General features: G+C 71.5%; 22 protein-coding genes and 1 pseudogene. 8 read left to right on the plus strand and 15 right to left on the minus strand.

Features of this window, described 5'->3' with window-relative positions; translation table 11 throughout:
* Window positions 1–89 precede the first annotated feature (89 nt).
* The 10 genes from hpnE to ABT004_RS12475 form a co-directional block, all read right to left on the minus strand.
* The gene (gene hpnE, locus ABT004_RS12430; protein ID WP_351334780.1) at window positions 90–1,535 is read right to left on the minus strand and encodes a hydroxysqualene dehydroxylase HpnE; all 1,446 of its coding nucleotides are present in this window, start codon (window positions 1,533–1,535) and stop codon (window positions 90–92) included.
* A gap of 169 nt (window positions 1,536–1,704) precedes the next feature.
* Complete coding sequence (gene hpnD, locus ABT004_RS12435) at window positions 1,705–2,667, minus strand: presqualene diphosphate synthase HpnD (protein WP_351334783.1); 963 nt, start codon at window positions 2,665–2,667, stop codon at window positions 1,705–1,707.
* Window positions 2,664–3,539, minus strand: a complete 876-nt coding sequence (gene hpnC, locus ABT004_RS12440) for a squalene synthase HpnC (protein ID WP_451190347.1) — start codon at window positions 3,537–3,539, stop codon at window positions 2,664–2,666. Before hpnC ends, hpnD begins: the two co-directional genes overlap by 4 nt.
* Before the next feature lie 461 nt (window positions 3,540–4,000).
* Window positions 4,001–4,786: an ABC transporter ATP-binding protein gene (locus tag ABT004_RS12445; protein WP_351334787.1), complete on the minus strand. Its 786-nt coding sequence runs from the start codon at window positions 4,784–4,786 to the stop codon at window positions 4,001–4,003.
* Window positions 4,779–5,711: an ABC transporter permease gene (locus ABT004_RS12450; RefSeq protein WP_351334790.1), complete on the minus strand. Its 933-nt coding sequence runs from the start codon at window positions 5,709–5,711 to the stop codon at window positions 4,779–4,781. Before ABT004_RS12450 ends, ABT004_RS12445 begins: the two co-directional genes overlap by 8 nt.
* A 51-nt stretch (window positions 5,712–5,762) precedes the next feature.
* The gene (locus tag ABT004_RS12455; protein WP_351334869.1) at window positions 5,763–6,635 is read right to left on the minus strand and encodes a glycosyltransferase family 2 protein; all 873 of its coding nucleotides are present in this window, start codon (window positions 6,633–6,635) and stop codon (window positions 5,763–5,765) included.
* A gap of 17 nt (window positions 6,636–6,652) precedes the next feature.
* Complete coding sequence (locus tag ABT004_RS12460; protein WP_351334792.1) at window positions 6,653–7,432, minus strand: CDP-alcohol phosphatidyltransferase family protein; 780 nt, start codon at window positions 7,430–7,432, stop codon at window positions 6,653–6,655.
* The gene (locus ABT004_RS12465; protein ID WP_351334794.1) at window positions 7,410–8,477 is read right to left on the minus strand and encodes an iron-containing alcohol dehydrogenase family protein; all 1,068 of its coding nucleotides are present in this window, start codon (window positions 8,475–8,477) and stop codon (window positions 7,410–7,412) included. Before ABT004_RS12465 ends, ABT004_RS12460 begins: the two co-directional genes overlap by 23 nt.
* The gene (locus ABT004_RS12470) at window positions 8,465–9,217 is read right to left on the minus strand and encodes a phosphocholine cytidylyltransferase family protein (protein ID WP_351334796.1); all 753 of its coding nucleotides are present in this window, start codon (window positions 9,215–9,217) and stop codon (window positions 8,465–8,467) included. Before ABT004_RS12470 ends, ABT004_RS12465 begins: the two co-directional genes overlap by 13 nt.
* On the minus strand, window positions 9,214–10,980 hold the full coding sequence (locus tag ABT004_RS12475) for a DUF5941 domain-containing protein (protein WP_351334871.1): 1,767 nt from the start codon (window positions 10,978–10,980) through the stop codon (window positions 9,214–9,216). The genes ABT004_RS12470 and ABT004_RS12475 overlap by 4 nt, the downstream gene beginning before the upstream one ends.
* 505 nt (window positions 10,981–11,485) lie before the next feature.
* Here ABT004_RS12475 and galE point away from each other — a divergent pair.
* The 3 genes from galE (at window position 11,486) to idi (ending at window position 14,413) form a co-directional block, all read left to right on the plus strand.
* On the plus strand, window positions 11,486–12,469 hold the full coding sequence (gene galE / locus ABT004_RS12480) for a UDP-glucose 4-epimerase GalE (protein ID WP_351334798.1): 984 nt from the start codon (window positions 11,486–11,488) through the stop codon (window positions 12,467–12,469).
* Window positions 12,470–12,637: 168 nt separating this feature from the next.
* Window positions 12,638–13,579, plus strand: a complete 942-nt coding sequence (locus tag ABT004_RS12485) for a cation diffusion facilitator family transporter (RefSeq protein WP_351334801.1) — start codon at window positions 12,638–12,640, stop codon at window positions 13,577–13,579.
* 240 nt (window positions 13,580–13,819) lie between these two features.
* Complete coding sequence (idi, locus tag ABT004_RS12490) at window positions 13,820–14,413, plus strand: isopentenyl-diphosphate Delta-isomerase (RefSeq protein ID WP_351334804.1); 594 nt, start codon at window positions 13,820–13,822, stop codon at window positions 14,411–14,413.
* On the opposite strand, the gene ABT004_RS12495 is transcribed toward idi, so the two are convergent.
* Window positions 14,379–14,915 carry an ATP-binding protein gene (locus tag ABT004_RS12495; protein ID WP_351334874.1) on the minus strand — a complete coding sequence of 179 codons (537 nt, stop codon included), beginning with the start codon at window positions 14,913–14,915 and terminating at the stop codon, window positions 14,379–14,381. The two genes, idi and ABT004_RS12495, sit on opposite strands and share 35 nt — an antisense overlap.
* A 242-nt stretch (window positions 14,916–15,157) precedes the next feature.
* On the opposite strand from ABT004_RS12495, the gene ABT004_RS12500 reads away from it, so the two are divergent.
* Window positions 15,158–15,913, plus strand: a complete 756-nt coding sequence (locus tag ABT004_RS12500) for an enoyl-CoA hydratase/isomerase family protein (RefSeq protein ID WP_351334806.1) — start codon at window positions 15,158–15,160, stop codon at window positions 15,911–15,913.
* 3 nt (window positions 15,914–15,916) lie between these two features.
* Here ABT004_RS12500 and ABT004_RS12505 read toward each other — a convergent pair.
* Both ABT004_RS12505 and ABT004_RS12510 read right to left on the minus strand, forming a co-directional pair.
* Window positions 15,917–16,536 (minus strand): annotated as a pseudogene (locus ABT004_RS12505) (DJ-1/PfpI family protein).
* A 52-nt stretch (window positions 16,537–16,588) separates the two neighbouring features.
* The gene (locus tag ABT004_RS12510; RefSeq protein ID WP_351334808.1) at window positions 16,589–17,533 is read right to left on the minus strand and encodes a GlxA family transcriptional regulator; all 945 of its coding nucleotides are present in this window, start codon (window positions 17,531–17,533) and stop codon (window positions 16,589–16,591) included.
* A 115-nt stretch (window positions 17,534–17,648) separates the two neighbouring features.
* Between ABT004_RS12510 and ABT004_RS12515 the strand changes: the two genes are divergently transcribed.
* The 3 genes from ABT004_RS12515 to ABT004_RS12525 all read left to right on the plus strand — a co-directional run bounded on the left by ABT004_RS12515 (window position 17,649) and on the right by ABT004_RS12525 (window position 21,361).
* Complete coding sequence (locus ABT004_RS12515; RefSeq protein ID WP_351334811.1) at window positions 17,649–18,524, plus strand: SCO6745 family protein; 876 nt, start codon at window positions 17,649–17,651, stop codon at window positions 18,522–18,524.
* A 186-nt stretch (window positions 18,525–18,710) separates the two neighbouring features.
* Window positions 18,711–18,842 carry an LPFR motif small protein gene (locus tag ABT004_RS12520; RefSeq protein ID WP_351334814.1) on the plus strand — a complete coding sequence of 44 codons (132 nt, stop codon included), beginning with the start codon at window positions 18,711–18,713 and terminating at the stop codon, window positions 18,840–18,842.
* A 77-nt stretch (window positions 18,843–18,919) separates the two neighbouring features.
* Window positions 18,920–21,361 (plus strand): Tex family protein, encoded by a 2,442-nt coding sequence (locus ABT004_RS12525; RefSeq protein ID WP_351334816.1) that lies wholly within the window; start codon window positions 18,920–18,922, stop codon window positions 21,359–21,361.
* A 68-nt stretch (window positions 21,362–21,429) separates the two neighbouring features.
* On the opposite strand, the gene ABT004_RS12530 is transcribed toward ABT004_RS12525, so the two are convergent.
* On the minus strand, window positions 21,430–23,067 hold the full coding sequence (locus ABT004_RS12530; protein ID WP_351334819.1) for an ABC-F family ATP-binding cassette domain-containing protein: 1,638 nt from the start codon (window positions 23,065–23,067) through the stop codon (window positions 21,430–21,432).
* Between the two features lie 658 nt (window positions 23,068–23,725).
* Entirely contained in the window at window positions 23,726–24,763 is a 1,038-nt protein-coding gene (locus tag ABT004_RS12535; protein WP_351334821.1) for an oxidoreductase, read from the minus strand.
* Window positions 24,764–24,838: 75 nt separating this feature from the next.
* Between ABT004_RS12535 and ABT004_RS12540 the strand changes: the two genes are divergently transcribed.
* Window positions 24,839–25,780, plus strand: a complete 942-nt coding sequence (locus tag ABT004_RS12540; protein ID WP_351334824.1) for an FAD-dependent oxidoreductase — start codon at window positions 24,839–24,841, stop codon at window positions 25,778–25,780.
* The last annotated feature ends 10 nt before the right edge of the window (window positions 25,781–25,790 follow it).

Below are 25,790 nucleotides of genomic sequence, written 5' to 3' on the forward strand. Positions count from 1 at the left end.
TTGTGTTACCGGATTCACCGTTGTCGGCGTTGTCGGCATCTCCACCGACGGAAGTTCGCTGGTCACGTCAACCGTGGGAAGTTCGTACGTCACGCTGCCTCCCGGTACAGGTGGCCGCGGGGGCGGCCGAGCGCGGCGAGCGCCGCGTCGGCGGCACTGGTGCCGCTGCGGACAGCGCCTTCCATGGTCGCGGGCCACCCGGTGGCGGTCCACGCGCCGGCCAGGTACAGGCCGGGGGCATTGGTGCGGGCCGTGGGCCGCAGCGCGCCGACCCCGGGGGCCGGCGCGAAGGTCGCCGACCGTTCCCGGGTGACGAAGAAGTCGTGGATGGTGGCACCGCGCGCGGCGGGCAGCAGCCGCTCCAGCTCCGGCAGGTACCGCTCGCGCAGGGTGGCGACCGGCGCGTCGATGTCATCCTGCGCGGCCGACTGGGAGACGGCGAGGTACTGGGCGCCCGGCAGCGTACGGGCCAGGCCTGAGGCGTCCGTACGGTCGAAGACCCATTGGACGGGCGAGCCGAGCGCGGTGAAGAAGGGCTGCTTGAGGACCTTGCGGCCGTAGACGACGTGCAGGTTGAGGATCGGCGCGGTGCCGATGTCGAGCAGCCGGCCCGCGTCGTCGAGGGCCCCCGCGGGCAGCAGGTCGTGCGCCTCGCGCTGCGGCACGGCGAGCACGACGGTGTCGGCGGCGAGAATCCGCCCGGAAGTATCCGGCCCTTCGGGAACCTCGACGGCCCAACGACCGTTGTCCGTACGGGAGATGGAGGTGACGCGTGTACGGAGTTCGGTGCGTACGCCCGCGGAGTCGAGCGCCTTGCGGGCGAGAGTGTCGTGGAGTTCACCGAGGGGCACCTTGGCCCACCCGATGTCGGCGGCGCCGGGCTCGGACAGCAGCCCGGTCTTGAAGACCATGGCGGCAAGGCCCAGCGAGGACTCGCCCGCCACTGCGTTCAGCGTCGCGACGCCGACGAGGTCCCACAGCGCCTCGATGGCCCGCTGCGTCTGACCGTGCTCGGCCAGCCAGGAGCCGAAGTCCCGCTTGTCGAGCGCCGGATCGGTGGGATCGAGGCCCTTGAGGGCGAGCGCGGCCCGGCCGACGGCGGCACGCTCGGCGAGCGACAGGTGCGGGTACGTGGCGAGGCTCTTGGCCAGGTGCAGCGGCACGGGCAGCGCGGTGCGCCGCAGTCGGCCGAGGCGATTCTTCTCGGCGTCCAGTACGGGTACGTCGAGTCGTTCCTGCAGGGGCGCGAGCGAGGTGGCGTCGACGCGGTCGAGGAACCAGCGGTAGGCGGTGCAGCAGCGCAGGTACACGTGCTGGCCGTTGTCGATGGTGAGGTCGCCGCGCTTGAAGGAGAACGCGAGGCCGCCGAGCCGCGGGCGCCCTTCGAGGAGGGTGACGTCCATGCCGCCGTCGGCGAGGGCGAGCGCGGAGGTGACTCCCGCGAGCCCACCGCCGACGACCACCGCGGTGGGCCGCGCGCGGTTCCCGGCGGCCTCCGCCTCGCGCACGTCGCCGGCCGTGGTCCCCTCGCTCATGCGCCCTCCCCCTGGGTGGTGCCTTCGGTGGTGCGTACGGCCTGCGTGGGGCCGGGTTCGACGGGTGTGGCGAACAGGCGACCGACCGTTGCATGCAGGGACGCGGCGTCGCGGCGGAGGGTTGCCCGCCGCTTGGTTCTCGCCATGTCACCCTGGCCCGCGGTGTCCATCAGGCGCGCCTCCTGGTGGTGCCGCGGGTGGCGCCGCGCACGACGGTGCGGGTGTCGAGGCCGGACAGGCCGCGTACGGCGACGTACGCCTTCTCGTGTCCGGGCAGCGAGACCCGGCCGCGCAGCACGGCCTCGGGGTCGCGCTCGATGCGGTCGAGCAGCCGGCGGTAGATGCCGGCCATGGCGGCGACGCAGGCGCCGGAGCGCCGGTCGAGCATGGGCAGGAGGCGGTAGCCCTCGGCGAACAGGGCGCGGGCGCGCCGCACTTCGAAGTGCACGAGCCCGGCGAAGTCCGAGCCCGCCGGGGGCACGGGTCCGTGGAACCCGGCGGAGCAGCCGAACTTCGCGAGGTCGTCGGCGGGCAGATAGGTGCGCCCGTCCTCGGCGTCCTCGCGCACGTCCCGGAGGATGTTGGTGAGTTGCAGCGCGAGACCGAGCGTGTCGGCGAGCTCCGGCGCACGCTCGACGCCGCGCGCCCCCGGTTCCGTGCCGAACACGCCCAGCGAGACCCGCCCGATGGCGCCCGCGACGCACCGGCAGTAGACCTTCAGGTCGTCCCAGGTCTCGTAGGTCTCGCCGCGCAGGTCCATCAGGACGCCGTCGATCAGCTCGTCGAGCCCGTCGAGCGGGATCGGGAAGCGGCTCGCGGCGTCGGCGAGGGCGACGGCCACCGGGTCGGTGTCGTCCTCCTCGACCTTGCCGTCCTGGACCCGGGCCAGCAGTGACCTGGTCTCGTCGAGCCGGTGCGCCTTGATGTCGGGTTCGAGGCCGCCGTCGCCGATGTCGTCGACGCGGCGCGAGAACGCGTACAGGGCCGACATGGCGCGCCGCTTCGAGGTCGGCAGCAGCCGGATCCCGTAGGCGAAGTTGCGGGCCTGCTGGCCGGTGACGGTCTCGCAGTAGCTGTATGCGGCGAGCACCGGCGCCGACACGGTCTGGTCTGACTCCACGGTCTTGCTCACCCCTCTCCTCGCAGAGTCGCTCCCACCTCGCGCAGCAATCGCGCTTTGGTGGGTTTGGGTGGTCCCGGAAGTACGTCGTACGAAACGACGGTGATCGCGTGGACCGCCGCTTTCCCCCCTGCCACGAACCCTGCCAGCAGCAGCTTCAATCTGCCGTGGACGCTACCCACCAGGGGGGTGCCTTCATTCAGCAGCTTCAGGGCGCGTTCGGCCTCGTACGCGACCAGCGCGCGCACCGATGCGCCCGCGGTCGGCGCGGCGAGATCGCTCTCGTCGACGTGGAACTTCTTCAGGTCTTCGGCCGGCAGGTAGATCCGGTCCCGGTCCAGGTCCTCGGCCACGTCCTGGAGGTGCTCGACGATCTGGAGCGCGGTGCAGACCGCGTCCGAGAGGCGGATGCGCTCGGGGGTCGCGGTGCCGGTGATCGCGAGGACGAGGCGGCCGACGGGGTTGGCGGACAGCTCGCAGTAGGCCAGCAGGTCGTCGTACGTCTCGTAGCGCGTGACCAGCTGGTCCTGGCGGTTCGCGGCGACGAGGCCGAGGAACGGCTCGGGGGTCAGCGAGCGGCGGCGGACGGTGGGCTGCAGCGCCTTGAGGAGTGGGTGTCGGGGCGTGCCGTCGAAGACCTGCCGCAGGTCGGCCTCGAACGCGTCCAGCATCGCGACGCGGTCGTGCGCCCGATCGGGTGACACGCCCAGGAAGCGGGCGTCCGCACCCCCGGGGGCGAGGTCGCCGTCACCGATGTCGTCGACGAGGCGTGCGAAGCCGTACACGGCCATCAGGTCGTCGCGCCAGGCGCGCGGCAGGAAGAAGGGTGCCACCGGGAAATTCTCCTCGGCGGCTTTGTCGAGGGTGGCGCTCACCGGGCTCACTGTGTCGTCAGGGCTCTCGGGGCGCACTCGGGCGTGCGCGCTCACCGGTTGCGGCCCACTTCCCCCAGGACGGCGAAAGCCCCGTGGAGCTGGAGAGTTTCCATAGCCATTGCCGTCACAACTCCCGTTCTACACTGCGGACCCAATGCATCTCATTTCGGACACGCCGCTTGACCGGCCGCGCGGCCGCCCAGCCCCACAGGGGCCGGGATGTCGCGTCTTATCGCCCCACATGCCGCGATTGAGGCCGGTACAGCTTACGTTGTACAACGCCCGCCCTCACGTCGGGGTGTTCTGCACATCACAACAACACACCGATTGACGCCAAGATTCCTTCAGGGCAAGGAAGTTGACCCGTCCTTGACCGTGATCGCCAATTACTTGGTGTCTACAGGCATATCAGAGGCCCCACCGGACGGAAGCCGGTGGGGCCTCATATGACGTGGTCCAGAGGCGGGCGGTTACTTGCCCGTGAACTTCTCGTACTCCTTGAGTACCTCGGCCGTCGGACCGTCCATACGCAGTTCCCCGCGCTCCAGCCACAGGACGCGCTCACAGGTGTCGCGGATGGACTTGTTGTTGTGACTCACCAGGAAGACCGTGCCGGCCTCCTTGCGCAGCTCGCGGATGCGGGCCTCGGAGCGCTTCTGGAACTTGCGGTCACCGGTGGCAAGCGCCTCGTCGATCATCAGCACGTCGTGGTCCTTGGCGGCCGCGATGGAGAAGCGCAGGCGCGCGGCCATGCCGGACGAATACGTCCGCATCGGGAGCGTGATGAAGTCGCCCTTCTCGTTGATGCCGGAGAAGTCGACGATCTGCTGGTAGCGCTCCTTGATCTCCTCGCGGGACATGCCCATCGCGAGGCCGCCGAGGATGACGTTCCGCTCGCCCGTGAGGTCGTTCATCAGGGCCGCGTTCACACCGAGCAGCGAGGGCTGGCCGTTCGTGTAGACCTTGCCCTTCTCGGCCGGCAGCAGGCCCGCGATGGCGCGCAGCAGGGTCGACTTGCCGGAGCCGTTCGACCCGATGAGGCCGATGGCCTCGCCGCGGTACGAGGTGAAGGAGACGCCCCTGACGGCGTGCACCTTGCGCACGCCGCGCTCGTCGCCGCGCTTGACGATCCGGCTCAGCGCGGAGGTGGCGCTGCCCTTGCCGGTCTTGGCGCCGTTGACGCGGTACACGATGTGCAGCTCGTCGGCGATGACCGTCGGGACGTGCGCATCGGAGGTCTTGTCGAGATCAGCCACGGCCGTACCGCTCCTCTGACTTCCAGAAGTAGATGAAGCCGAGCACCGCGACGAGCACGGCCCAGCCGAGGGCGAGGCCCCACACGTGCGGCGGCAGGTTGCCCTCCCGGTCGTAGCCGTCGATGAGCGCGAAGCGCATCAGGTCCATGTAGACCGCGGCCGGGTTCCACTGGAGCACGTCGGCGATCCACCCCGGCTTGCCCTTGAGCATGATCGGGATGGAGAACATGACGCCGGACGCGTACATCCACGTACGCATGACGAACGGCATCAGCTGCGCGAGGTCCGGAGTCTTGGAGCCCGCCCGCGCCATGATCAGCGCGAGGCCCACGTTGAAGAGGAACTGCAGCGCGAGCGCCGGGATCATCAGCAGCCACGACAGGCTCGGGTAACTGCCGAAGGCGCAGGCCACGATGACCAGCACGATCATCGAGAACAGCAGCTGCTGGAGCTGCTGCAGGGCGAAGGAGATGGGCAGCGAGGCACGCGGGAAGTGCAGCGCGCGCACCAGACCCAGGTTGCCGGAGATCGCGCGGACTCCGGACATCACCGAGTTCTGGGTGAAGTGGAAGACGAAGACACCCGTCACCAGGAACGGGATGTACACGTCGTGCCCCATGCCCCGGTCCGCGCCCAGGATCAGGCCGAAGATCAGGAAGTAGACCGCCGCGTTCAGCAGCGGCGTCACCACCTGCCAGAGCTGGCCGAGCTTGGCCTGGCTGTACTGGGCGGTCAGCTTCGCCTGCGAGAAGGCGAGGATGAAGTGGCGCCGGCCCCACAGCTGCCGTGCGTACTGGAAAAGACCCGGGCGGGCCCCGCTGACGGTCAAGCCGTACTTGGCGGCGAGCTCGCGCCGGGAGAGCCCGTCGTCGGGCGACGGGGGCGCGCTCACCGCGACACCGGCGTCATGCGTTGTCTCACTCACAAGAGGAACTTTCGTCTTCAAATGCACGGCCTGCCGTCAGGCACGAGCTTGTCAGATGACAGGGGGTCGGCCCAGTCGGGTCAGCCGCCACACGGTACGCCACTTCATGGGGCGCCTGGGCCCGCAGGGGGTCGTCCAGCCCTCCTTGAAGCCGCCGAGCCAGGCCTTCAGTGCCGGGCCCGATGGCCGGCGGGCCAAAGTGAGCAGCAGCCAGACGCCGAGATACACGGGCACCAGGAGCGCGGGCAGGTTGCGGCGGGCCAGCCAGACGCGGTTGCGGGCCACCATGCGGTGGTAGACCGCGTGCCTCGACGGGGCCGTGGTGGGGTGGTGCAGCACCATGTCGGCGCGGTAGTCGATCATCCAGCCCGCGTCGAGGGCCCGCCAGGCGAGGTCGGTCTCCTCGTGGGCGTAGAAGAACTCCGCGGGCAGCGGCCCGGCATCGGCGATGACCCGCGTACGTACGGCGTTGGCGCCGCCGAGGAAGGTCGTCACACGCGAGGAGCGCATCGGGTCGGCGGCGCGAAGCCGCGGCACGTGCCGGCGCTGGGTCTCGCCGGTGTCCGGGTCCGCGATGCGGAAGCTGACGATGCCGAGCCCGGGGTCGGCGGTGAAGGCGGCGCGGCACTTCTCGGCGGTGTCGGTGAGCGGCAGCAGCCCGTCGTCGTCCAGGAACATCAGGATGTCGACGTCGGAGCCGGAGGGGCCGAAGGCCTCGATGCCCACGTTGCGTCCGCCGGGGATGCCGAGGTTCTCGGGCAGCTCGATGGTCCGTACGCCTTCGGGGACGTCCGGGACCGGGGAGCCGTTGCCGACCACGACGACCTCGACCGGGTCGCCGTCCTGCTTGGCGACCGAGTCGAGGAGGGCGCGCAGCTCGGCCGGCCGGTTGCCCATGGTGATGACAACCGCGCCGACCTTCAACTGCTGTGTGCCGCCGCTCACTTGAGCCTGCTCGAAGCGAGGATGGACACGAGGTGGAGCAGGGTCTGGAGGACGGCGATGCCCGCCAGGACGGCCACACCCAGGCGCGTGAAGAACATGTCGCCCCGGACCTGGTCCACGATCGCGAGGATCAGGATGAGGAGCGTCGCCTCGATGCCCAGGATGAGCCGGTGGAACTGCAGCGCGGCCGCGGCCTTGCGGGCCAGGGCCATGCCGGAGGAGCGCATCTCGGACGCGGACTCCTTGACCTGCTCCTTGCCGCCGGCCGCGCGGGCCAGGCCCACGAGGTCCGTCTCGGCCTTGATCAGGATGGCGCCGAGCGCGGCGAGCGTGCCGAGGAACGCCCACAGCCAGTCGATCCGCCCGGAGCCGAACACGTCGGCCGCGCGCAGCCCGAAGCCGACCAGGACGGCGGCGTCGGTGAGGTACGCGCCGACGCGGTCCATCCAGACCCCGGTGAGCGAGTACTGCTTGCGCCAGCGCGCGATCTCGCCGTCGACGCAGTCGAGCAGCAGGTACAGCTGCACCGCGACGACGCCGAGGACCGCGCCCCAGATGCCGGGCACCAGGAGCGCGGGAGCCGCGAGGACGCCGCAGACGGTCATCAGGTAGGTCAGCTGGTTGGGCGAGACCTTGGTGTTCACCAGGTGGCGGTCGACACGCAGCGAGAGCTCGCGCATGTAGAGCCGGCCCATCCAGTGCTCACCGCTCCTGCGGTCCTTCACCCCTACGGGGTGAACTACCGGGCGGAGTTCAGCTACCGATGGCTTTTGCATAGTCGGCGTAGGCGTCCCTGATCTGATCGGTGGAGAGGTCGAGGTGCTCGAGGATCGTGAAGCGGCCCGGACGGGTCTGCGGAGCGAACTCCACGACCTTCACGAACTCGTCCACGGTGAAGCCGATCTCCTCGGGCGTCACCGGCAGCCCGTGCCGGCGCAGCACCTCGACCATGTACACGGACTGCTCGTGGGCACCGCGCAGGTGCATCGCGAACGCCGCGCCCAGGCCGCACTGCTCGCCGTGGCTGGCGGCGCGCTTGGGGTAGAGGAGGTCGAAGGCGTGGTTGATCTCGTGGCAGGCCCCCGAGGCCGGCCGCGAGTCGCCCGAGACCGACATGGCGATGCCGGTGAGGACCAGGCCCTCGGCGAGCACCTGGAGGAAGGCGTCGTCGCCGACGCCGCCGGGGTGCCGCAGGACCGCCTCGCCCGCCTGCCGGGCCATGGCGGCGGCCAGGCCGTCGATGTCCTCGCCCCGCTCACGGGCGCCCAGCTCCCAGTCCGCGACGGCGGAGATGTTGGAGAGGGCGTCACCGATGCCGGAGCGCACGAAACGCACCGGGGCCTCGCGGATCACGTCGAGGTCGATGACGACGCCGATCGGGTTCGGCACACCGTACGAGCCGCGGCCCGCGTCGTTGTCGAGGGTCGCGACGGGCGAGCACAGGCCGTCGTGCGACAGGTTCGTCGCGACGGCGACCAGCGGCACGCCGACGCGCGAGGCCGCGAACTTGGCACAGTCGATGATCTTGCCGCCGCCGAGGCCGACCAGGGCGTCGTAGCGCCCGGCCTTCTTGACGTCGTCGGCGAGCTTGATCGCGTCGTCGATGGTGCCGCCGCCGACCTCGAACCACTCGGCGCGGGGCAGCGAGGGCTCGAGGCGGGCCCGCAGGGCGGCGCCCGAACCACCGCTGATCGCGATGGCCAGGCGCCCCGTGGACGACGAGATCCTCTGGTCGGCGAGGACCTTGGCCAGGTCGTCGAGCGCCCCGGACCGAATGTCGACGACGACCGGCGAGGGAATGAGTCTCGTCAGTACTGGCACGCGATCTCCCGCCCCTTGGCCAGGTCCTCGTGGTTGTCGATCTCGACCCACGGGACGTCGCCGATGGGCGCGACGTCGATCTTGAAGCCGCGGTTCACGAGCTCCTGGTAGCCGTCCTCGTAGTACAGCTGCGGGTCACGCTCGTACGTGGCCTTCAGGGCGTCGGCCAGCTCGTCGGCGGCCTCGCCCTCGATGAGGGTGACGCCGATGTACTCGCCGGTGGCCTCGGAGGGGTCCATCAGCTTCGTGATCTTCTGGACGCCCTTGTCGGGGTCCACGACGACCTTCATCTCCTCGTCGCCCAGGTCCTTGACCGTGTCGAGCGCGAGGATGATCTTCTTGCCGTCGCCGCGGGCGGCGAGCAGCGTCTTCTCGACGGAGACCGGGTGCACGGTGTCGCCGTTGGCGAGGATCACCGTGTGCTTCATGGCGTCACGGCCGCACCACAGGGAGTAGGCGTTGTTCCACTTCTCGGCCACGTCGTTCTCGATGAGCGTGAGCTTCAGGCCGTACTTCGCCTCGAGCGCGGCCTGGCGCTCGTAGACGACCTCCTTGCGGTAGCCGACGATGATGCCGACCTCGGTGAGACCGATCTCCGCGAAGTTCTTCAGCGTGAGGTCGAGTACGGAGAGCTCGTTGTCGGTCCCCTCGCCCACGACGGGCACGAGCGCCTTGGGAAGCGTCTCGGTGTAGGGACGGAGCCGGCTGCCGGCGCCGGCGGCCAGGACGAGGCCGATCATGCGGGTTCTCCTTCATCGTGTACGGCGGGTGCTCCGCGCTGAGCGGAAGCGACCCAGAAGCGGATGCTCTCAGCGAGCACCACGAGTGCCACGACCACGGCGAGCGCCGTGAGCGCGACGGTGAAATCTGTGGGGGTGAACAGCGCGGCGAGGACCGTGACCACCAGTGTCCGGCCTTCGTGCCCGCCGATCGCCCGCACCAGCCAGTGCGGGGGCGCCCCGGCGTCGCCGCGAATGCGGTACACCGTGTCGTAGTGATGGTAGGCGACCGCCGCCACGAGGCCGAAAGCCGCGGGCAGGGCGCCCTGTACGTCCGCGCGGGCGGCGAGGACGAGGATCGTGAGGTACTCGGCGGCCCGGAAGATCGGCGGCACGAGCCAGTCGAGGGCGCCCTTGAGGGGGCGGGCGACCGCGAGGCCCGACGTGATGCAGTACACGGCCGCGGCGACGATCGGCCAGACGCTGCCGAAGTCCGTGAGTCCGCTCACGGCGACGACGGCGACGGCCCCTACGGCGGCGACGACCGGGGCCGCCTTCGCCTTGAGGGTCCTGCCGACCAGCTCGGCGATCGGGCCGGAGTCGGCGAGGTCGCGCAGCGCCTGTGCGGCACGGTCGGTACGGCGTGCCCTGCGGGTCAGCGAGCGCAGGACGCGGCCCGCGGTGGTGTAGCAGGCGGCGAGGGCGCAGCCGATGAGCAACATGTAGAAGGTGATGCGCGGTGTGGTCAGCGCGGTGAACAGCGCGATCAGCGCCCAGCGTTCACCGATCGGCAGCACGACCATGCGGCGGGCCCAGACGGTCCAGCCGACGGAGTCGAGCTTGCCGGAAAGGGACGCGGTGGGGCTGGTGTTGGCTTCGGCATCGTGGTTCGCCTCGTTGAACGAGAAGTCGATGACGTGCCGCCCGGTCTGAAGGACCATGGCGCCGAGCGCGAGCGCCCAGACATCGTCACCGCTCGCGTTGGCGGCACCGAGCGCGAGGCCCGCGTAGTAGGCGTACTCCTTGGCCCGGTCGAACGTCGCGTCCAGCCAGGCGCCCATCGTCGAGTACTGCAGCGAGTAGCGCGCGAGCTGCCCGTCGGTGCAGTCCAGGACGAAGGAGGCGAGCAGCAGGACGCCCGCCGCGACGAAGCCGCCGCGGGTTCCGGTGGCCGCGCAGGCGGCCGCGATCACCGCGACGAGCAGCGACGCGGTGGTGACCTGGTTCGGGGTCAGGCCCCGGCGTGCGCACCAGCGCGCGATGTACCGGGAGTACGGGCTGATGCAGTAGGTGGTGAAGAAGCCGTCGCGCGCCTTGACCGCCGTGCGCAGCCGGATCGCCTCGTCGTCGACGGAGGCGAGGGCCTGCCGCGCCTCGTTGCGGGCCTGCGGGTCGGCGGGCACCGCGGCGACGAGCTCACCGAGCTCGGCGCGGTGCACGTCTGTGCCGTCCGCCTCCAGGCTCTTGGCCACGACGTCCGGGTCGACGCCGGTCCGCGCGACCGCGCGGGTCAGCGCCTGGCGGGCGGCGGGCTGCGCGGTGAGCGCGCCGGGGATCGCCGACGCGGGGAAGCGCGGGTCGGTCAGGCCGAGGCGCAGGGCGTGGACATGGCCCACGAAGCCCGCGTCGACGACCGCGACCCGCTGCTCGCCGGGGACGGCCGCGAGCGCCTCTTCGGCGGCCGCGGGGTCCGGGGCGAACCGCACGTCGAAGCCCAGCCCCCGCAGATCTCCCTCCAGGGACGATCCGGGAACCGGCGATCCGGTGACGATGGCGGTCGACAGACGAACTCACTCCTTGGGTGCCGACGCGAGAGCGCGCCGGGCTCATGCATGGTGGGGCGCCCGGCGCCCAGGGGCTGCGCCGGGTGGCCCGTCGTCCGCCCGGAGGGCGGGCGTCGCGGCGTCTGGTGCGTGCGATCGCAAGGCGCCGGAAGGTCCTAGTAGCGGAGCTACTCGGGCCTTTCGGCAACACAGCGAGCGCGCGTGCCAGACGTCGCGACGCAGGCGGGTCACCCGGCGCAGTCCCTGGGGCGCGGCCGGGCGGCATGTCGGCAGAGGCTATCGGATGGCGCAACCAGGCGTTCGCTGCCCGTTTACCGACCGATTGGCCCCTGTCTCATGCGGTCCGCGAGGGGCTGTCGTGTGCGACATGACCTGGCCGACCGCGCGCTCATCATTGACGATCAAGTACTCGGGCCACAAACCAGGGTCGGCCCGGGTCCGTAACCGGGGGTAGCCGGTATCGACAAACCGGGACGAGCTCGGATCGGTCATAGGGTGGTGCGCCATGACGTGGCTGATCACCGGCGGAGCCGGATACATCGGCGCCCATGTGGCGCGGGCTATGACGGAGGCGGGCGAGCGGGTCGTCGTCCTCGACAACGTGACCTCGGGGGTGCCCTCGCGGCTTCCCGAGGCGATCCCGCTGGTGCGCGGCTCGGCGCTGGACGGCGAGTTGGTGGCCCGGGTGTGCGCGGAGCACGAGGTGACGGGCGTCGTCCATCTCGCCGCGCACAAGCAGGTCGGCGAGTCCGTGGAGAAGCCGGAGCTGTACTACCGGGACAACGTGGGCGGGCTCGCCGCGCTCCTGGAGACGGTCGCGGCGGCCGGGGTGCGCCGCTTCGTGTTCTCCTCTTCGGCGGCCGTCTACGGCAATCCGGATGTGGGCCTCATCACCGAGTCCACGGCCACCGCGCCCGTGAACCCGTACGGCGAGACGAAGCTCGCGGGCGAGTGGCTGGTGCGGGCGGCCGGGCACGCGCACGGCATGGCGACGACCTGCCTGCGCTACTTCAACGTGGCGGGCGCGGCGGCGCCGGAGCTCGCGGACATCGGCGTCTACAACGTGATCCCGATGGTCTTCGACCGCCTGACGCGCGGCGAGGCCCCGCGGATCTTCGGCGACGACTACCCGACCGAGGACGGCACCTGCGTACGTGACTACATTCACGTCGCCGACCTCGCCGAGGCGCACCTGGCGGCGGCCCGCCGGCTGTCCGAACCCGACGCGGGCGGCGATCTGACGCTCAACATCGGCACGGGGCAGGGCGCTTCCGTGCGGGAGCTGATCGACGTGATCGCGGAGGTGTCCGGGAACCGCACCCCCGCGATCGTCGAACCGCGCCGTCCGGGCGACGCCCCGCGCGCGGTCGGCTCCTCCGCGCTCGCCGAGAAGGAGCTCGGCTGGAGCGCGCGGCGCGATGTGCGCGAGATGGTCGGGTCGGCCTGGGCCGGCTGGTGTCTGCGGCACCCGGAGGCGGCCGGTAAGTGATCACTGCGGCGTCCTGACCTGCGTACACGCGTCACATCGTTTACGCAGGTCAGGGCACATGACAACGGTGTTCAGCGCCATGTTTGCGGATACCCCCTACCCGTAGTTCACTGTGATCGTCGCCCCCGACCAGGGCAACGCGCCGGATCGATACGTAGGGGGGGTTCGATGGGCCTCGGGCACGATCACGACCACGGGCACAGCCACGGACCGACGACCGGGACGGCCGCCGCCGCGCACCGCGGGCGGCTGCGGGTCGCGCTGTCGATCACGCTGGCCGTGATGGTGGTGGAGATCATCGGCGGCGTCGTCGCCGACTCGCTCGCCCTGATCGCCGACGCGGCCCACATGGCGACGGACGCGCTCGGCCTGGCGATGGCCCTGATCGCGATCCACTTCGCCAACCGCCCCGCGAGCGACCAGCGCACCTTCGGCTACGCGCGCGCCGAGATCCTCGCCGCGCTCGCCAACTGCCTGCTGCTGCTCGGCGTCGGCGGCTACGTCCTGTACGAGGCGGTCCAGCGGTTCGTGGAGCCGGCCGAGACGGCGGGCGGGCAGACCATCGTCTTCGGCCTGATCGGCCTGGTCGCGAACATGATTTCGCTGTCCCTCCTGGTGAAGGGCCAGCAGGAGAGCCTGAACGTGCGCGGCGCCTTCCTGGAGGTGGCCGCCGACGCGCTCGGTTCGCTCGCGGTGCTGATCTCCGCCGCGATCATCCTGACCACGGGCTGGCAGCCCGCCGACCCGATCGCCTCGCTCGTCATCGGCCTCATGATCGTTCCGCGTACGGTGAAGCTGCTGCGCGAGACGCTGAACGTACTGCTCGAATCGGCCCCCAAGGGCGTCGACATGGCGGAGGTCAGGGCCCACATACTGGCGCTGTCCGGCGTCGAGGACGTGCACGACCTGCACGCGTGGACGATCACCTCGGGGATGCCGGTGCTCTCGGCGCACGTGGTCGTCAGCACGGAGATGCTCGGCTCGATCGGCCACGAGAAGATGCTCCACGAACTGCAGGGCTGCCTCGGCGACCACTTCGACGTGGAGCACTGCACGTTCCAGCTGGAGCCCACCGGACACGCCGAGCACGAGGCGCGGCTGTGCCACTGAGCGAGCCCCTTCGCTCACACGATGGCGCCCGTTCTGGATGAACGTTCTGGATGAAGGGGACGATTCCGGGCGGCTGCCGCGGGGCACGATCACCTACCCGGCCGCGTTCGGCGTCTGAACGGCGCCTACGGTGGTCCCGCCCGGCCACGCGGCCGAGCGGGACTTGCGGGACACCGACAGCACGGGGATTGTCGGTCCCGTACGGCAGACTTGGTTCGAGGACCGAAACGAAGGATAGGTATGCCGATCTCACCTGCCCCCACGACGAACAGCTCGTCGAACGGCACAGCGGAAGCGATCTTGCTGGAACTCGTCGACGAGGACGGCAGGACGATCGGCACGGCGGAGAAGCTCGCGGCGCATCAGCCGCCCGGGCAGCTGCACAGAGCGTTCTCGGTGTTCCTCTTCGACGAGCATGGCCGGCTGCTGCTGCAGCAGCGGGCGCTCGGCAAGTACCACTCCCCCGGAGTCTGGTCGAACACCTGCTGCGGCCACCCGTACCCCGGCGAGGCCCCGTTCGCGGCGGCCGCGCGCCGCACCTTCGAGGAGCTCGGCGTCTCGCCGTCCCTGATGGCCGAGGCCGGCACGGTGCGCTACAACCACCCGGACCCGGAGTCGGGCCTGGTGGAGCAGGAGTACAACCACCTCTTCGTGGGCCTCGTGCAGGCGTCGATGAACCCCGACCCCGAGGAGGTCGGGGCGACGGCGTTCGTGACGGCCGACGAGCTGGCCGAGCGGCACGCCAAGGACCCGTTCTCGGCGTGGTTCATGACGGTCCTCGACGCGGCGCGGCCCGCGGTCAGAGAGCTGACAGGCCAGTCGGCGGGCTGGTAGCCGTCTCGGGCTTGAGGGGCAGGGCGGCCCAGATCACCTTGCCCCCGCTCGCGGTGCTCGCGACATCGCAGACGCCGCCCGCCTCGGCGGTGATCTCGCGGACGAGCAGCAGGCCGCGGCCGCCGGTCTGACCGCTGGTGGCCTCGAGAGCCGTGGGTTTGTAGGGGTGTTCGTCCTCCACGGACACCCGCACCCACTCGGGCCCCACTGCGACCTCCACGGCGAGCATCGGCGAGACCACGGCGGCGTGCTTCACCGCGTTCGTGACGAGTTCGGAGACGATCACGAGCAGCCCGTGCACCAGGTCGTCAGGGGCGGGCACGCCCTGCCGGGTGAGCAACTCCCGCACCGCGCGCCGGGCCTGCGGCACGGAGGCGTCGACCGCCTGCGTCGTGAACCGCCACACTCCCTCGTACGGGAGCGGCCCGTCCGCGGGACGATCAGGGGGCGCTCCCCCGCTGCCCTGAGGACGTGGATGGGATCCCCACCCGTGGTCGCTCATTGTCAGGTCGCCGCCCTTGCGCTCGATTGTCACCACTCTTCGAGTGTTGGGAATCACCTGCTCCGGGCCGCGGAACTGACCAGAAGTCAGCGAGTATCGACGGCATTTGATCGTTGACGGCCGCACAAGCCAGAAAGCCGCTCGCTCCTGACGCGATTACGTCCGACTTACACCTTCTTAAGCTTGTTCTACGAGCTGCCCGACACGCCGACCCGGCGATCGCCCCGGCTAGCATCCCGCCCATGTCTTCTGTGTCACCGCCGCAGCTCACACACTCCGTCGCCGAGGGCGTCGCGACCGTCGTGATCGAGCATCCGGCCAAGCGCAACGCCATGACCGACGCCATGTGGGCGTCCCTGCCTCCGCTGCTCGAACGGCTCGCGGCCGATCCGGGCGTGCGGGTACTCGTGCTCACCGGGGCCGGGGACACGTTCTGCGCCGGGGCCGACATATCGACTCTCGGCGAGGGGGCGGCGCAGGGGCTCGCGGTCGCGGCGGAGGACGCGCTCGCCGCCTTTCCGAAGCCGACGCTCGCCGTGGTGCGCGGGTTCTGCGTGGGCGGCGGCAGCCAGTTGGCGGCGGCCTGCGATCTGCGTTTCGCCGCCGACGGCGCGCGGTTCGGGGTGACCCCGGCCAAGCTCGGGATCGTCTACCCGGCCTCCTCCACGCGCCGCCTCGCCGCGCTCGTGGGCCCGGCGAGCGCCAAGTACCTGCTGTTCTCGGGCGAGTTGATCGGTACCGAACGGGCGCTGCGCACCGGGCTCGTCGACGAGGTGCTGCCCGCGGCCGAACTGGCCGAGCGGGTCGCCGAGTTCACCCGCACCCTCGCCGCCCGCTCGCAGCTGACGCAGGCCGCGGCGAAGGAGTTCGTGAGCGGCCGCACGGACCGGGACGCGCACTGGGCCGAGCAGGCGCGCGCCGGGGGCGAGACCGCGGAGGGTGTCGCCGCGTTCCTGGAGCGGCGCGCGCCGCGGTTCGAGTGGTCCGTGGGGGCCTGAGGCTCAGCCGGCCGGGCGGAACATCGCCACGATGTGCGCGGGCGCCTTGTCCGGGGAACCGGCGTCGTAGGGCGGCTGCGGGTCGTACTCGGTCATCAGTTGGATGGCCTGGGCGGTCTCGTCCCCCGCGATCCGGCCCGCGAGGGCGAGGCCCATGTCGATGCCGGACGAGACGCCTGCCGCGGTGACGTACTTGCCGTCGAAGACCACGCGCCGCCCGGTCGACCGGGAGCCGAGCCGGTCCAGTTCCTCGAGGGCGAGCCAGTGCGAGGTGGCCTCGCGGCCCTTGAGCAGGCCCGCGGCGGCGAGCGCGAGGGAGCCCGTGCACACGGACGTCGTCCAGGTGCTGGTGGCGTCGACGGCGCACAGCCATTCCAGGAGCGGCCCGTTCTCCGTCTGGTCGCTCTTTTCGGGACCGCCGGGCACGACGACCACGTCCGGGGCGCCCACCTCGGCGAAGGTCTTGTCCGCGACGAGCGCGAGCCGCCCCGTGTCGTCCCGCACCGGCCCGGTCCGCTCCGCCACGAAGACGACGTCGGCGTCGGGATGCCGCCGAGGGTCTGGTAGGGGCCGATGGCGTCGAGGGCGGTGAACCGCTCGTAGAGGGCGATGGCGATCTGCATGGCATGCCTTTCTGACGTGTCGGACGGGTCTGCCGTGCCGGGCGGGCGGTGTTCAGCCCAGTGGCGCGTGGAACCGGCGCCGGTACTCGGCCGGTGAGGTGCCGAGGGTCTTGAGGAAGGCGCGGCGCATCGCCTCCGGGGTGCCGTAGCCGCTCGACCGGGAGATCTCCTCGACGCCGCCCTTCGTGTCCTCCAGGAGGCGGCGGGCGTGCTCCACACGGACGCGCTCGACGTACCGGCCGGGGGTCAGGCCCGTCTCCGTACGGAAGGCGCGGGCGAAGTGGCGCGGGGAGAGCCGGGCGCGGGCCGCGAGCGCCTCGACGCAGAGGTCGGCCCCGGGGTGCTCGGCGATCCACCGCTGCACCTCACCGAGCGGTTCCCTGGTGGCCGTCTGGGCGGCGAGCTGCGTGCTGAACTGGGCCTGGTTTCCCGGGCGTCGGAGGAACACGACGAGGGCGCGGGCGATCCGCAGCGCCATATCCCTGCCGTGGTCCTCCTCGACCAGGGCGAGCGCGAGGTCGATGCCCGCGGTCACACCCGCCGACGTCGCCACCCCGCCGTCGCGTACGTAGACGGGGTCGGGGTCCACGGCCACCTCGGGGTACTGGCGGGCGAGGGTGTCGCAGTACGCCCAGTGCGTGGTGGCCCTGCGGCCGTCCAGGAGCCCGGCCCGCGCCAGCAGGAACGCGCCGGTGCACACCGAGACGGTGCGGCGGGTGTGCGGGGCGCGCTCGCCCAGCCACGCGACCACGCGCGCGTCCGGGTCGCGGGTGCCGTCGCCGCCGGGGACCAGGAGTGTGTCCGCGGGCGGCGCGTCGGCGAGGGCGTGGTCCGGTGTCAGGGTCAGGCCGCTCGACGTGCGGACCGGGGCGCCGTCGGGCGATGCGGTGCGCACCCGGTAGGCGTCGCCCGCGCCGGCGAAGACCTCCACGGGCCCCGTGACGTCGAGGCTCTGCACGTCGTCGAAGAGCAGGACCAGGACGGTTCGCGGCGGCATGGGGCCCATTCTTCGGGCGCCACCACGTGACCGCAATGACGAATTCCCCACCTTTCCTGCCATGGCCGGGCGCCCGGTACTGCCATGCGTACCGACTGGTCGGTAACGTGGCCGTATGACTTCGGACCCCCGCCTGCGCGCCGCCCGCCACTGCCACAACGTGCTCAACCCGTTCCACTCGACGCACTACTTCTCGCCCGACCTCGGCAAGGAGCTGGCCGCCATCGGTGTGGGCGACTCCCGAGCCGCCTACCTCGCGGCGCGCTCCGCGCCCATGGGGGCCGTCGGGGCCGGGACCGTGACCGCCACGTTCTACAACTTCAAGCACGAGCTGGTGGCCAAGCACGTGCCGGCGGTGTGGGAGGCCGCGTCCCCGCAGGCGGTGCTCGCGGCACGCGCGCGTGCCGTCGACTCGACGCTGCGCCGCCTGCTCGGCGAGGAGGCGCTCGCCTCCCAGGAGATGACCGAGGCCGCCGAACTCGCCCTGCGCGCCACGGAAGCGTGTACCCGGCACGCCCGCCCCCTGTACGCCGCCCACGCCGACCTGGACGTGCCGCAGGCGCCGCACATGGCGTACTGGCACGCCACGACGCTGCTGCGCGAGCACCGCGGCGACGGGCACATCGCGGCGCTGATCGGCGCCGAACTCGACCCGGTCGAGGCGCTAGTGAGCCACGTCGCGACCGGCAAGGGCATGGCCCCGAAGTGGCTGCTCGCCACCCGCGGCTGGGACAGGTCCGAGTACGACGCGGCGGCCGAGCGGCTTCGCGCGCGTGGACTGCTCACCGGGGACGAGGAGTTGACGCTCACCGAGCAGGGCGTCACGCTGCGGGCCGAGATCGAGCACCGGACCGATGCGCTCGACCGTGCGCCCTACGAGCACCTTGGCGAGGCGGGTGTGGCCAGGCTCACCGAGCTGGCGACGAAGTTCGTCGGTGCGGCGTTGGGTAACGGTGCGTTCCCGGCGGACCTGATCGGCAAGGCGGCGTAACGGTCCACCGGTGGCTGCGGGGTCGCTCGGCGGCACCGCCTCGGGGCTCTGCCCCGGACCCCGCTGCTCAATCGCCGCAGGGGCTTGAGTTCGGCTCAATCGCCGCAGGGGCTTAAATGCGGCGGTGTGCGGTACTCGTGTGTTCCGGCCGCTGATGCGGCCGGGACACACGAGAGGGGAACCTGTATGTTTCGCGCCATCGCCGACATTCTGCGTCAGATCGCCGGTGCCATCGCCACCGTCGTGACCTTGCCGTTCCGGGCGCTCGCCCGGCTGTTCGGCGGGGCTTCCCGGTCCGGTCGCACGCACCGTGTCTGACCTCCCTGATCCCCGAGTGTCGGTGCCACCTGCCACAATTGCCGCGCAACCTCAGTCGACATAGGCGGTACGGGATCGTGGCGACACCCACAGTTGGCACCACTGCTGGATCCGGGTTCGGATCCATCGAGAGCAGGATTGCCGAGGAACTAGGCGTACGGGAACGGCAGGTGAAGTCCGCGGTCGAGATGCTCGACGGCGGCTCCACCGTTCCCTTCATCGCCCGCTACCGCAAGGAGGCGACGGAGTCCCTCGACGATGCCCAGCTGCGCACCCTTGAAGAGCGGCTGCGGTATCTGCGCGAGCTGGAGGAGCGGCGCACCGCCGTCCTCGACTCGGTGCGCGAGCAGGGCAAGCTGACCGCGGAGCTGGAGGCGCAGATCCGCGCCGCCGACACCAAGGCGCGCCTGGAGGACATCTACCTGCCCTTCAAGCCCAAGCGCCGCACGAAGGCACAGATCGCGCGTGAGGCGGGGCTCGAGCCGCTGGCGGAGGGGCTGCTCGGCGACCCGTCGGTGGAGCCGCAGGCCGCCGCTGCCGCGTTCGTGGACGTCGAGAAGGGCGTCGCCGACGCGCAGGCCGCGCTCGACGGGGCCCGCGCGATCCTCACCGAGCGCTTCGGCGAGGACGCCGACCTGATCGGCGAGTTGCGTGAGCGCATGTGGGGGCGCGGCCGGCTCGCGGCGAAGGTGAAGTCCGGCAAGGAGGAGGCGGGCGCCAAGTTCGCCGACTACTTCGACTTCGCTGAGCCCTTCACCGAGCTGCCCTCGCACCGCGTCCTCGCGATGCTGCGTGGCGAGAAGGAGGACGTGCTGGAGCTCGTCCTGGAGCCGGAGGAGCCGGCCGCGGACGCCGACGCCTCGGCCGCGACGGCCTCGTCGTCGTCCTCGTCGTCGTCCTCGTACGAGCCGATCATCGCCGGCCGCTTCGGGGTCACCAACCAGGGGCGTCCGGGCGACAAGTGGCTCCAGGACACCGTCCGCTGGGCCTGGCGCACGCGCATCCTGGTGCACCTCGGCCTCGACCTGCGCACCCGGCTGCGCACGTCCGCCGAGGACGACGCGGTCAAGGTGTTCGCGTCGAACCTGCGCGACCTGCTGCTCGCCGCACCCGCGGGCACGCGCGCGACGCTGGGGCTCGACCCCGGTTTCCGTACGGGCGTGAAGGTCGCGATCGTCGACGCCACGGGCAAGGTCGTCGCCACGGACGTCATCCACCCGCACGTCCCGGCCAACCGCTGGGACGAGGCGATCGCCAAGCTGGCGAAGCTCTCCAAGGAGCACGCGGTCGACCTGATCGCGATCGGCAACGGCACGGCGTCCCGCGAGACCGACAAGCTCGCCGGTGAACTCATCGCCAAGCACCCGGAGTTGAAGCTCACCAAGGTGATGGTGAGCGAGGCGGGCGCCTCCGTGTACTCCGCCTCCGCCTTCGCCTCGCAGGAGCTGCCCGACATGGACGTGTCGTTGCGCGGCGCCGTCTCCATCGCGCGGCGGTTGCAGGACCCGCTCGCCGAACTCGTGAAGATCGACCCTAAGTCGATCGGCGTCGGCCAGTACCAGCACGACCTGAGCGAAGTGAAGCTGTCCCGTTCGCTCGACGCGGTCGTCGAGGACTGTGTGAACGGTGTCGGGGTGGACGTGAACACCGCCTCCGCGCCGCTCCTCGCGCGCGTGTCCGGCATCGGTGCCGGTCTCGCGGAGAACATCGTGACGCACCGCGACTCCAACGGTCCGTTCACCAACCGCAAGGGCCTCAAGGACGTGGCGCGCCTCGGCCCGAAGGCGTACGAGCAGTGCGCGGGCTTCCTGCGGATCCTCGGCGGCGACGACCCGCTGGACGCGTCCTCCGTGCACCCGGAGGCGTATCCGGTGGTGCGCCGGATGGCGAAGTCGACGGGCGGCGAGGTCGCCTCGCTCGTGGGTGACGCGGGGGCGCTGCGCTCGCTCAAGCCGGCCGACTACGTGGACGACACGTTCGGTCTGCCGACCGTCAGCGACATCCTGAAGGAACTGGAGAAGCCGGGGCGCGACCCGCGACCCGCCTTCAAGACGGCCACCTTCAAGGAGGGCGTCGAGAAGATCGGCGACCTGGAGGCGGGGATGATCCTGGAGGGCGTGGTCACCAACGTGGCCGCCTTCGGGGCGTTCATCGACGTCGGCGTGCACCAGGACGGGCTCGCGCACGTCTCGGCGCTCTCCCGTACGTTCGTCAAGGACCCGCGGGACGTCGTGAAGCCCGGCGACATCGTCAAGGTGAAGGTCCTCGAGGTCGACGTGCCGCGCAAGCGGATCTCGCTGACGCTGCGGCTCGACGACGAGAAGGCCCAGGCCTCCGGCGGTGACCGGGGCGGGCGTGGTGGGCGTGGTGGCGACCGGCGCCCGCCGCAGCAGAAGAACCGCCAGACGCAGCAGGGCGGGCGTGGCGGCTCCGGCGGTGGCGGCGGCAAGGGGCGGCCGGCGCCTGCGCCGTCGAACTCGGCCATGGCCGATGCGTTGCGGAAGGCGGGGCTGACGTAGCCCTCCGGAGTGATGTCAGCGGGGAACTGTGCACCTGCCGTGGCTGAGCGCACAGTTCCCCGCGTCCCTCATGCCTCTGTCACCTTGCCGGAGGTCACCTCGATGCGGCGCGTCGTGTGGACCGCGTCCAGCATCCGGCGGTCGTGTGTGACCAGGAGGAGGGTGCCCTCGTAGGTCGACAGGGCCGACTCCAGTTGCTCGATCGCCGGGAGGTCGAGGTGGTTCGTCGGCTCGTCCAGGACCAGGAGGTTGACGCCCCGGCCCTGGAGGAGGGCGAGGGCCACGCGGGTGCGTTCGCCCGGGGAGAGGGTGGCCGCGGGGCGCAGCACATGGCCCGCCTTCAGGCCGAACTTGGCGAGCAGCGTGCGGACTTCGGCCGGTTCGGTGTCGGGGACCGCCGCACCGAACGCGTCGAGCAGGGTCTCCGGGCCGTGGAAGAGCGCTCGGGCCTGGTCGACCTCGCCGACCACGACGCCCGAACCGAGCGTCGCGTGGCCCGAGTCGACCGGAAGGCGGCCGAGGAGCGCGGCGAGCAGGGTCGACTTGCCGGAGCCGTTCGCGCCGGTGATGGCGATGCGGTCCGCCCAGTCGACCTGAAGTGTCACGGGCCCGAACTCGAATTCGCCGCGGCGCAGTTGGGCATCGCGCAGTGACGCCACGACCGCGCCCGAGCGGGGGGCCGCCGCGATCTCCATGTGCAGCTCCCACTCCTTGCGGGGCTCGTCCACGACGTCGAGGCGCTCGATCATCTTCTGCGTCTGCCGGGCCTTCGCGGCCTGCTTCTCGCTCGCCTCGCTGCGGAACTTGCGGCCCAGCTTGTCGCTGTCGGTGGCCTTGCGCCGCGCGTTCTTGACGCCCTTGTCCATCCAGGTGCGCTGCATCTGGGCGCGGCCTTCCAGGGCCGACTTCTTGTCCGCGTACTCCTCGTACTCCTCGCGCGCGTGGCGGCGCGCGACCTCGCGCTCCTCCAGGTAGGCGGCGTAACCGCCTCCGTAGAGGTTGATCTCCTGCTGGGCGAGGTCGAGTTCGAGGACCTTGGTGACCGTGCGGGTGAGGAACTCGCGGTCGTGGCTGACGACGACGGTGCCGGCGCGCAGGCCGCGTACGAACGTCTCCAGGCGGTCCAGGCCGTCCAGGTCGAGGTCGTTGGTCGGCTCGTCGAGGAGGAAGACGTCGTAGCGGGAGAGGAGGAGGGAGGCGAGTCCCGCGCGGGCCGCCTGGCCGCCGGAGAGGGACGTCATCGCCTGGTCGAGGCCGACGTCCAGGCCGAGCTGTTCCGCGACCTCCTCGGCGCGCTCGTCGAGGTCGGCGCCGCCCAGGTTCAGCCAGCGCTCCAGGCTCGTGGCGTACGCGTCGTCGGCGCCGGGTGTGCCGTCGACGAGGCCCTGCGTGGCCTCGTCCATGGTGCGCTGCGCCTCGGTCACGCCGGTGCGGCGGGCCAGGAACTCGCGGATCGTCTCGCCGGGGCGGCGGTCGGGCTCCTGCGGGAGGTGGCCGACGGTGGCGGTCGGCGGGGAGAGCCGGGCGTCTCCCTCCTCGGGGGTGGTGAGGCCGGCGAGGAGGCGCAGGAGGGTGGACTTTCCGGCTCCGTTGGCGCCGACGAGTCCGATCACGTCGCCGGGGGCGACGACGAGGTCGAGACCGGAGAAGAGGGTGCGGTCACCGTGTCCCGCGGCGAGGTTCTTGGCTACGAGCGTTGCAGTCATCAGGTGGGTGATCCTAGTCGGGGTGGGGTTGCGCGGCGGCGGGTGGCCGGGCCGGGGCCTCCCGGTTTCGTTGTGCGGCGACGGGGCGGGCTGCTGTACCGGGGGGCACCTGACGTTTCCGTTGGGCTGCGACGGGGGGGGTGCTCGGCTGCACCGGGGCGGAGGCCGACGTCTGCGGTACGCGGCACCGGGCGCCGCCTTGCCCACCCTGCCGCCCAAGGCGGCAGATTGCCCACGGCGGGCGGCGGTCGGCAGTCGCGGGTGGGGAGCCGTTGCCGCGGTAGATCGCCCACGGCGAGGTGGCGGTCGACCGTGGCCGGTGGGGAGCCGTTGCCGCGGCGGATTACCCAAGGCGGGGCGGCGGTCGGCCGTCACGGCGGGCCACCGGGGGCCGCGCCCCGTCAGGCCGACGCCCCCGGAGGGGGCGGGTGGGTGGGAGATGGGCGGGGGAACGTGACCGGTCGGCGTCGACCGGACCACGGGGCCGAGCCACGAGACCGGGTCACCGGGCCAGGTCACGGGGCCGAGCCACGAGACCGGGCCACCGGGCCAGGTCACGGGGCCGAGCCACGAGACCGGGCCACCGGGCCGGGCCACCGGGCCAGGCCACGAGGCCAGGTCACCGGGCCACGTCACCGGAGCCGAAGGGGCCGCACCCTCAGCGTTCCATGCGCGTCACCAGTACGCTCCCCGTCGTGCGGGCCACCAGGAAGGACTGGCCGCGCGTCGCCCGGTTGTCGAGGGAGATGCGGTGGCGGCCCGGTTCCAGGACCGCGTCGAAGACGTCGTGCGTGTGTGCGCGGTGGAAGCGGTCGAGGCGGTAGGCCGTGATGCGGACGTGGCACGTGGAGGTGACCTCCACGCCCGCCTCGCCGTCGGCGGCGACCAGCCGAGTCAGACGGCGCCGCTCCAACGGGACGCGGTCCAGGGCGCTTTCGATCTGGGCGACCAGGAGGGGGATGATCGGCGCGAGCCCGTCGACGTACGCGACGTCCGACCCGGCCCGCTCGAACTCCCGCCGTACCGCCGCCCGTTGCTCCTCCTCCACTGCCCGGCCGAAGGCCACCACCCCGTACGTACGCAGCTCCTCGGGTGGTACGCCGGACGCGTCCTGCGTGATGTCCGCGCCGACGCCGATGGTCCGCAGCGCCGCCGCGAGCCGGGCGAGGACGGCGACGCGGGCCCCGATCAGCAGGACCCTGCGGCGGGGCCCCGGCGCGCCCGCCCCGTCCAGCAACTGCCCGAGCGCCGCCCGGTACTCGGTGGCGCGGAAGCGGAACGGGCCGATGCCGTGGTAGCCGTTCAGCTCCATGTCGACCCGCTCGTCGGTCTGCCAGGCGAAGTCTCGCCACACGTAATCCGAACCATCCGCCCCGTCCCGCTCGATCACCGCCGTCACCGCGCCGCACTCGATGCCCTCGCACTCCGGGCACCCGTAGATCACGCAGCGTCCGCCGGGCAGCGGCGCCTCCGCCTCCAGGAGCAGCCGCTTCACGTGGTGCGCGAAGATCGCGGGCGGGATGTCGGCGGCGAGCGGGGACACGGCGTCCAGGTCGGCGAGCTGGAAGAGCAGCGGGCGGCCGTCGACGATGAAGTCCACGAAGTCCCGGTGGACCTGGTAGTCCCCGTCCGCGAGGACTCCCCCGGCGCGCATCGCCGGTGCCAGGCCGAAGGTCGCGCAGTCGTCTGCACCCATGGGGCGAGTATTCCCACCTGTACCCGACGTGAGCGCGGTATGACGTATTCCGCCTGCTTCCGTTAGCGTCCATGAATGATCAGGGACAGCGGCAGTGAAGTGATCGTGGTCGGCGGCGGGGTCATCGGCATGACCACCGCCCTGGAACTCGCGCGGCGCGGGCGCCCGGTGCGCGTGTGGTCGCGGGACGTCGCCGAGCGGACGACATCGGCGGTCGCGGGCGGGCTGTGGTGGCCGTACCGGATCGATCCGGTAGCCAAGGTGGGCGCGTGGTCGCTGCGCTCGCTGAGGCGGTACGAGGAGTGGGCGGCGCGTCCGGAGGAGACCGGGGTGCGGCTGGTCGACGGCGTGCACGGGGACTCGCGTCTTGACGGTCTCGGCGCGTGGGCCGCGGAGGTGGCGGGCCTGTACGACAGTCCGCAGGGCCTCGCGGCGCGGCTGCCGGTGATCGACATGCCGGTCCATCTGGCGTGGCTGCGAGGTCAGTTGGCGGAAGCCGGCGTCAACGTCGAGGCGCGCACGGTGGCCTCCCTCGACGAGGCGTTCGACGCCGCGCCGACCGTCGTGAACTGCACCGGGCTCGCGGCCCGCGAACTGGTGCCGGACGACTCCGTGCGGCCGGTGCGCGGGCAGTTGGTGATCGTGGAGAACCCGGGCGTCGACACGTGGTTCACCAGCGTCGACCCCGCCTCCGACGGGACGACGTACTTCCTGCCGCAGCCGGGGCGCCTGCTGCTTGGCGGCACCGCCGAGGACGACGCGTGGTCCCTCGAGCCGGACCCGGCCACCGCCGAGGAGATCGTGAAGCGCTGCGCCGCGGTGCGCCCCGAGATCGCGGGCGCGCGGATCCTCGACCACCGCGTGGGCCTGCGCCCGTCCCGCCCGGCGGTACGCATCGAGCGCGAGGACAGGGGCGCCGGCCGGACGCTGATACACAACTACGGCCACGGCGGCGCAGGAGTCACCGTGGCATGGGGCTGCGCCGAGGAAGCGGCCGAACTGGCCGAGACCGGATGAACCGGTAACG

The sequence above is a fragment of the Streptomyces sp. NPDC002790 genome, from assembly GCF_040295505.1.
Taxonomy (GTDB): Bacteria; Actinomycetota; Actinomycetes; order Streptomycetales; family Streptomycetaceae; genus Streptomyces.

Coding starts and splice junctions, on each gene's coding strand:
- hpnE (WP_351334780.1), bottom strand. CDS start 1,535: ATGAGCGAGGGGACCACGGCCGGCGACGTGCGCGAGGCGGAGGCCGCC.
- ABT004_RS12460 (WP_351334792.1), bottom strand. CDS start 7,432: ATGCAAAAGCCATCGGTAGCTGAACTCCGCCCGGTAGTTCACCCCGTA.
- ABT004_RS12470 (WP_351334796.1), bottom strand. CDS start 9,217: ATGATCGGCCTCGTCCTGGCCGCCGGCGCCGGCAGCCGGCTCCGTCCC.
- galE (WP_351334798.1), top strand. CDS start 11,486: ATGACGTGGCTGATCACCGGCGGAGCCGGATACATCGGCGCCCATGTG.
- ABT004_RS12485 (WP_351334801.1), top strand. CDS start 12,638: ATGGGCCTCGGGCACGATCACGACCACGGGCACAGCCACGGACCGACG.
- idi (WP_351334804.1), top strand. CDS start 13,820: ATGCCGATCTCACCTGCCCCCACGACGAACAGCTCGTCGAACGGCACA.
- ABT004_RS12495 (WP_351334874.1), bottom strand. CDS start 14,915: ATGAGCGACCACGGGTGGGGATCCCATCCACGTCCTCAGGGCAGCGGG.
- ABT004_RS12500 (WP_351334806.1), top strand. CDS start 15,158: ATGTCTTCTGTGTCACCGCCGCAGCTCACACACTCCGTCGCCGAGGGC.
- ABT004_RS12510 (WP_351334808.1), bottom strand. CDS start 17,533: ATGCCGCCGCGAACCGTCCTGGTCCTGCTCTTCGACGACGTGCAGAGC.
- ABT004_RS12515 (WP_351334811.1), top strand. CDS start 17,649: ATGACTTCGGACCCCCGCCTGCGCGCCGCCCGCCACTGCCACAACGTG.
- ABT004_RS12520 (WP_351334814.1), top strand. CDS start 18,711: ATGTTTCGCGCCATCGCCGACATTCTGCGTCAGATCGCCGGTGCCATC.
- ABT004_RS12530 (WP_351334819.1), bottom strand. CDS start 23,067: ATGACTGCAACGCTCGTAGCCAAGAACCTCGCCGCGGGACACGGTGAC.
- ABT004_RS12535 (WP_351334821.1), bottom strand. CDS start 24,763: ATGGGTGCAGACGACTGCGCGACCTTCGGCCTGGCACCGGCGATGCGC.
- ABT004_RS12540 (WP_351334824.1), top strand. CDS start 24,839: ATGATCAGGGACAGCGGCAGTGAAGTGATCGTGGTCGGCGGCGGGGTC.